Annotated in this window: 5 protein-coding genes; 2 read left to right on the top strand and 3 right to left on the bottom strand. The window is 59.2% G+C overall.

The genetic code is table 11. From position 1 onward, the window contains the following. The 3 genes from RTY00_RS20050 to RTY00_RS20040 all read right to left on the bottom strand — a co-directional run. Positions 1-249, bottom strand: a 249-nt coding sequence (locus tag RTY00_RS20050; RefSeq protein WP_312665777.1) for an AbgT family transporter, incomplete at its 3' end; no start/stop codon positions are given. Positions 250-423: 174 nt separating this feature from the next. Beyond that, positions 424-1,866, bottom strand: a complete 1,443-nt coding sequence (locus tag RTY00_RS20045) for a M20 family metallopeptidase (RefSeq protein ID WP_312665775.1) — start codon at positions 1,864-1,866, stop codon at positions 424-426. After that, positions 1,863-3,176 carry an amidohydrolase gene (locus tag RTY00_RS20040; RefSeq protein WP_312665773.1) on the bottom strand — a complete coding sequence of 438 codons (1,314 nt, stop codon included), beginning with the start codon at positions 3,174-3,176 and terminating at the stop codon, positions 1,863-1,865. Before RTY00_RS20040 ends, RTY00_RS20045 begins: the two co-directional genes overlap by 4 nt. A gap of 113 nt (positions 3,177-3,289) precedes the next feature. Between RTY00_RS20040 and RTY00_RS20035 the strand changes: the two genes are divergently transcribed. Then, complete coding sequence (locus tag RTY00_RS20035; protein WP_312665771.1) at positions 3,290-4,192, top strand: LysR family transcriptional regulator; 903 nt, start codon at positions 3,290-3,292, stop codon at positions 4,190-4,192. 78 nt (positions 4,193-4,270) lie between these two features. Next, positions 4,271-4,702 carry a VOC family metalloprotein YjdN gene (gene yjdN, locus RTY00_RS20030; RefSeq protein ID WP_312665769.1) on the top strand — a complete coding sequence of 144 codons (432 nt, stop codon included), beginning with the start codon at positions 4,271-4,273 and terminating at the stop codon, positions 4,700-4,702. Positions 4,703-4,788: the final 86 nt, after the last annotated feature.

The raw sequence follows: 4,788 nt of genomic DNA, 5'->3' as shown, positions 1-4,788 counted from the left end.
GAAGTTTTTGATGATGTTGGGCAGGATCCACTGAATCCCGGCGACGCTCAGCAGGTTGTTCACCCGCACCAGTTCGCCGTTGGCCGGGTTTTTCACCGCCACGTCGAGGCTGCTGAGCACGGCGGTGGCCACCATCAGCACCACAATCAAATAGACGAACAGTAAGAATGGATTCGGCACTTTGTTGCCGACGCGTTCAATCCAGCTAAACAGCTTTCCGGGGCTGCGGTTCTCCGTGGTCACTTCCATTGCAGGTCCTCATCTCGTCTTGTTATGTTTGCATGCCCGTTGGGGGCTATATTTTTGTATTTTTTTGGTATTTCAGTGGTCGCCATGAATGGCGATATGTTTCGTGCGTTCATGGTGACGGTCGCCATAAATGGCGACCCTACGACGCAGGGTGCGCGCCGGTAAAACGCATTGTTATTTCAACTTCGACGGCGTGACATCCGCTGGAGTCGGGCAGACGTAAGGCTGCTCGCGGCGCACGCGGTCAAACTCGTCGCGGCAGCGCGCCAGCGCCTCGTCATTCTGCAGCAAGGTCAGCGCGGTGGCGGCCATCACTTTGGCGGCCAGACACATGCCTTTGTGCGCAATGGATGTGCGGCCCTGCGCCACCAACTGCCAGGTGTGCAGCGGCGTGCCGAAGGCGAAGCAGGGCGCAAAACACTGCGCGGTGGGCGTCACCCAACTCACATCGCCGACATCGGTTGAGCCGTACAGAATCTCGCGCGTCACCGCATAAGGCGCCACTTCATCCATCAAAATCTTGTCGCCTAACGCTTCGGTCCAGGCAACGCCCGCTTCACTGCCGGTGCGCGCTGCATTGAGACGCGCGTTGCGCAGATCGTCTTTGCTTAGCGTGGATCGAATCTCGGCGGCAAACGCCTGCTCCGCTTCACTGTAGTCAGGTAAACCAAACTGATGCAAATAGCGCTCCATCACGCTTTCCAGCGCGCGATTCGGCACGTAATTGGAGCAGGCTTTATCGAAGCGCACCGTCATCTGCGTGTCGGTCATCAGGGCCGCGCCTTTGGCGATGTTGATGACGCGCTGATAGATATCCTGCGCCTGATCGAGCTGCGGCGCGCGGATCAGATACAGCACTTCGGCATCGGCTTGCACCACATTGGGGGAGACGCCGCCGGCATTGGTCACCGCGTAGTGCAGACGCGCTTCCTGCACGATGTGCTCGCGCAGGAAGTTGGCGCCGGTATTCATCAGCGTCACCGCATCCAGCGCGCTGCGTCCTAAATGCGGCGAGTTAGCCGCGTGCGCCGCTACGCCTTTAAAGCGGAAGGCGGCCTGAATATTGGCCAGCGTGCTGAGGTTGAACATGCCGCTGAAACCTTCGGGATGCCAGGTCACGGCCGCATCAACATCGTCGAATAAGCCTTCACGTACCATAAAGGTTTTGCCGGAGCCGCCTTCTTCGCCCGGACAGCCATAGAAGCGCACCGTGCCGCGCTGGCCGTGCTCGGCCCACCAGGCTTTGATGGCGAAGGCCGCAGCCAAACCGGCGGTGCCGAGCAGATTGTGTCCGCAGCCGTGGCCGTTGCCGTTTTCCACCAGCGGCTGCGGCGTGGCGCAACCCGATTGCTGACTCAAACCGGCCAGCGCATCGAACTCGCCGAGAATGGCGATCACCGGTTTGCCGCTGCCAATGCTGGCGATAAACGCGGTGTCGATGTTGCCGACGCCGCGCTCAACGCTAAAACCTTCCCTCTCCAGCGCATCAGCCAGCAGTGCGGAAGACTTTGTCTCTTCAAAGCGGGTTTCTGGCACGTCCCAGATGGCATCGCTGAGGGCGGTAAAACGTGGCTGGTTTTGGTTGATGTAGTGATCGATAAATTCGCTGTGGCTCATCGCAGGCCTCCAAACTGTGCTTGATTGAGGGCCAGCGTTGCCAGCGTTTGCACGGCGGTCGCCATGATCGCTTCGTCGAAATCGAACTTCGCGTTGTGATGGCCCGCCGCCAGATCGCAACCGAAAATTACGTAGGAGGATTGGCCGCCGCGCTGCTGCACGCGCTCCAGCATGTAAGTGGCATCTTCCGAGCCCGCCGCCTGCTGCTTTGTATCGATCACCGAGTTGAATATGCCCAGCGCCTCGGCCTGCTGGTGGATGAATTCCACCCACGGCGCGCTCGGCGTGCAGCTGCGCGCGCCGCCCATCAGCTTGACGTCATATTCGACGCCGTACATCGCCGCCGCACCGGCAATCACGCGCAGCGCCTGCTGATAGATATCGTCGTTAACCTGATTGCTGACGCCGCGCGTTTCCACCTTCATCAGCGCGCAGTCGGGCACCACGTTGCGTCCGGTTCCTGCTTGCAATACGCCAACGTTAACGCGCGCCACACCGCCGCTGTGCTGCGGCAGATTGTGCAGCGCCAGCGTGGCCTGCGCCGCTGCCAGCAAGGCGTTGCGACCCTCTTCCGGTTTGCCACCGGCGTGCGCGCCAACGCCGGTGAAATTGACGTCGAGTTTGGTGGTGGCGAGGAAGCTGTCGCTGCCACAAACGATTTCTCCGGCCGGTACGCCGGTGCCGAGATGGATGGCGGTGAAGAGATCGACATCATCCACCACGCCCGCCGCCACCATCGCTTTCGCCCCGCGCACGCCTTCTTCGGCAGGCTGGAAAATGATTTTGATGGTGCCGCTCAGCTGCGCTTTCATCTCCATCAACACGCCCGCCAGCGCCAGACCAATGGTGGTGTGGCCGTCGTGGCCGCAGGCGTGCATCATGCCGGGATTGCAGGAGGCAAAGCCTTCGCGCGTTGGCAGATGATCGGCAGCGCGGCTTTCGTTCTGATCGAGCGCATCCATATCCACGCGGAAACCCATCACCGGGCCGGGACGACCGGTTTCCAGCGTGGCGACCACGCCACAAAATCCACCGGAGAAGTGCTTAAGCCATTGGGGCAGCGCGCCTTGCTCCAGCGCGCGCGCTTCCTGCTGCGCCAGCACCTCATCAGAGGGCAATCCCATGCGCGAGTCGGCATCGATCACCTCGCGACCCAACTTGAGTTGATAACCAAGACGATGCAGCTCTTCAGCCACCAGCGTGGCGGTGCGGAACTCCAGCCAGCCCGATTCGGCAAAGTGGTGCAGATCGCGTCGCCAGGCCTGCATCTGCGGGATGCGCGCGTTGACGAGGTCAGAAAGGGTTTTCATCGGCATTTCCTTTGTGTTGGTTTTTTATGCATTCATCCGAATCTACACATTGGTTTTGCCGCGCATAAGATGCGAATATCTTGCTACTGATAAACAACGGTTATCATCAAACTATGTCTGCGAACCTCAAACTTCATCAGCTGCGCGCCTTTGTTGACGTGGCGCGTCAGGGCAGCATCCGCGCCGCCAGCCGCTTGTCCGGGCTTTCACAGCCTGCGCTGACCAAAGCGATTCAGGAACTGGAGCTGGCGCTGGGCGCGCGCCTGTTCGAGCGGCGACAGCAGGGCGTTACGCTGACCGATATCGGTGATAACTTTTTTAAGCATGCCAGCCTGATACTGGAAGAGTTGCGTGTAACGCAGGAAGATATTCAGCAGCGGCTGGGATTGGCTGGCGGGCGCGTCAATATTGGCGTGGGCGGCAGTATTGCGCGCACCGTTATGCCGCAGGTGATCAATCAATTTCATCGCGAGTATCCGCTGGTTAAGGTGCGAATTGTTGAAGGCCAGCTGGTTTCGATGGTGCATGAACTGCGCCAGGGCGAACTGGATTTCACCATTAATACCTACGATAAAAATCACCTCGATCAGGAATTGGTGTTTGAACGGCTGATGGAGCGTGATTATCAGGTGGTGATGCGCAAAGGACATCCGATGGCGCACGCGCGCACGCTGGCTGAGCTGCAGCATTGCGACTGGACTATGCCGACGCCGCAGGGCAGCTATTATCGGCTGCTGCACGATCTGTTTGGCGAACGCGGCATGGCGCCGAAAATCGTTGTTACCTGCGAGACCTTTATGGCCTGCACCAGCCTGGTGGCGCAGAGCGATTTCGTCAGCATTATTTCGCGCGATGTGATTGAAGACCCGACGCACGGCGGCCAGCTGATCTCCCTCGAACTTGACGAACCTTTACCGAAAGCCACTTTCTATCTTATCCAGCGCAAAGACACCGCGCTGACGCCGATGAGCGCCTATATGGCGCAGCTGTTTCGGCGCTACTGTCAGCAAAGGTAAGAGTGCGGCCTGGCTCGCAACGGTATAAATAATGCGCACTACACTTGCAGTGGACGTTCCCTTTATGGAGTACAGACCATGCAAGTTACCCCGTATGTGTTTTACAGCGGTCGCTGCGAAGAGGCGATTGCCTTCTACCTCGACGCCACCGATGGCGAGCTGCTGTTCAAGATGACCTTTGGTGATATGCCGGATGAAACGCCGGTTGAGGACGAAGGTTGTATCTCGGGCGTGAGCTTTTCGCCTGAGCAGATTATGCATGCCCATCTGCGCATCGGGCAGGGCGAAATTATGATGAGCGACGGCGCACCGCAGGCGGCGTATGGCGGTTTTGCCGTGAGTTTATCCACGCCGGATGAGGCGCAAGGCAAGCGTTGGTTTGAGGCGTTGTCAGCGGGCGGTGAAGTGACGAAAAGCTGGGCACCGACGTTCTGGGCCAATGGCTTTGGCATGTTGACCGATAAGTTCGGCGTGCCGTGGATGGTGAATGCGTATAAGCCGCAGATTTGAGTGGATGGTGCGCGCTGGCCCTCACCCCAGCCCTCTCCCGCAAGCGGGAGAGGGAGTTGGTAGGGGCACGATCTGTTCCCTCTCCC

Source organism: Pantoea sp. CTOTU49201 (genome assembly GCF_032054795.1).
GTDB classification, from domain to species: Bacteria; Pseudomonadota; Gammaproteobacteria; order Enterobacterales; family Enterobacteriaceae; genus Pantoea; species Pantoea symbiotica.
Note: the sequence above shows the minus strand (reverse complement) of the source record. Positions and strands in the feature narration are given on the sequence as shown.

Bases quoted from the DNA above. Each gene is read 5' to 3' on its own strand.
- RTY00_RS20045 (WP_312665775.1), bottom strand. From the start codon at position 1,866: ATGAGCCACAGCGAATTTATCGATCACTACATCAACCAAAACCAGCCA.
- RTY00_RS20040 (WP_312665773.1), bottom strand. From the start codon at position 3,176: ATGAAAACCCTTTCTGACCTCGTCAACGCGCGCATCCCGCAGATGCAG.
- RTY00_RS20035 (WP_312665771.1), top strand. From the start codon at position 3,290: ATGTCTGCGAACCTCAAACTTCATCAGCTGCGCGCCTTTGTTGACGTG.
- yjdN (WP_312665769.1), top strand. From the start codon at position 4,271: ATGCAAGTTACCCCGTATGTGTTTTACAGCGGTCGCTGCGAAGAGGCG.